The organism is Mucilaginibacter arboris (assembly GCF_009754915.1).
In the GTDB taxonomy this organism is placed as follows: Bacteria; Bacteroidota; Bacteroidia; order Sphingobacteriales; family Sphingobacteriaceae; genus Mucilaginibacter_A; species Mucilaginibacter_A arboris.
This window is the reverse complement of sequence record NZ_WPIK01000046.1, coordinates 1-1,380: the sequence shown is the minus strand read 5'-3', so window position 1 is coordinate 1,380 and position 1,380 is coordinate 1. Positions and strand designations below refer to the sequence as shown.

2 protein-coding genes are annotated in these 1,380 nt (G+C 37.7%); both read right to left on the bottom strand.

Annotated elements, in window-relative coordinates:
- Positions 1-143: 143 nt before the first annotated feature.
- The gene (locus tag GO621_RS18615; protein WP_157569898.1) at positions 144-341 is read right to left on the bottom strand and encodes a hypothetical protein; all 198 of its coding nucleotides are present in this window, start codon (positions 339-341) and stop codon (positions 144-146) included.
- A 31-nt stretch (positions 342-372) separates the two neighbouring features.
- The coding region (locus GO621_RS18965) for a hypothetical protein (RefSeq protein WP_198170322.1) at positions 373-1,380 on the bottom strand (1,008 nt) is incomplete at its 5' end.

Here is a 1,380-nt window from a genome sequence, read left to right as displayed (position 1 = left end):
GCGATTTTATTCCTGTAAGCTTTAAACCCTTTGAAGATGCTTATAATGCTTTACGCCAAAAATTAGAGCCTCAAGTATATGAATTGGGATTTTTAAAGGCTTAATTGAACATATCTCAAATTAATGAATACTTAAAGAAAATATTAATCTTCCATCTCAAAGACTTCTTGAATATCTAAGCTAATCATAAATGGTAACCGTCTGTCGTTTACTCTTATGCTTACAGGATCATTCCAAAAGATTGTAATATAATCTACAATTGATCTTTCATTTTCTTTAAAAAACTGATAATGCTTTCTTTCAATTTCTAATAAAAGATTTCTAACCTTCTTTTCATCCATGTAAATCAGTTTTTTTAATATCTTTAATTTACTACTGAACCATTTGCTTAGCCAAGTCAAATTCCTGGTCAAACGGCATTGCTATTGCACCAAGCATTTCCGGCAGGGCTAAGGCAAAACTTACATAATAATAGGCCAATACCTGGTAACCGCTCATTTTTTTTGCTGGCAGTAAAGGCACGCTGTAACCTTCCTTTTTAGGATTGATGCCGTTTACCCCTAATGCGGCTATCTCATAAGCAATCGCTTTAACTTCATTAACAGAAAGTTTAGCAAAGTATTCCAAAGCACTAACCATGTACATGCAAACAGCCATGTTTACCTCTCCTGAGGAATGCGATTCGATAAACTTTTTCATCTGCCGCTCTTTGGCTGGATCTACATCGTTTAAGCCGTAAGGATCTTGTTCGATTTCCTCTAAAACGGTTTCTACCGTTTTAGGCCGGTACTTCAGTTCGGGTACCAGTTCAAAATAGCTGTCCAGTTTCAAATCTTCTGCCCAATGCTGCACCAGTTCGTACTCCTCCCCTGGCTTTTTATCCTGGCGGTATTCCTCGTATTCGGTATATAAAGTTGTGGCCTGGTCAAGCTCTGTTTTGGTTGGTTTATGGTTACCTGTCAAATCTATTTTAAACAGGTTTTTAAAGTGCAAAGCATTAACCAGGTTAAATATTTTAGACTTGGAAAGAATACCTGCGGGTGAATTTTTAACAATTTCAGGTTTGGTTACAGCTTCAATCCCTTCCTGCAAAAGTGCCAGCAAGGAAAGAAACTGGAACGGCCTTAGCTCAGGATAGCGGTTGTACAATATATCTTCAATAAAAAGATCAATCGGCGCGTTAAAAATCTGCCGGTTAATCCCTTCAAATAAAGCGTTCAGGTAACCAGAAATATTCTTTTCTGGCACGCCTTGTTTTTGCATACGGATGGCCTCTTTTTCTAAGGAATAAAAGAAACTGTTTTTATGCTGCTGTTTGGCCGTATAAAGCTGGTTGACTTCTATTGCCCTGGCCTGTTCTGCCAGTTCCAAATGAACAAG

What these genes read in the sequence shown, in the direction of transcription:
- GO621_RS18615 (WP_157569898.1), bottom strand. Translation starts at nt 341, where the DNA reads ATGGATGAAAAGAAGGTTAGAAATCTTTTATTAGAAATTGAAAGAAAG.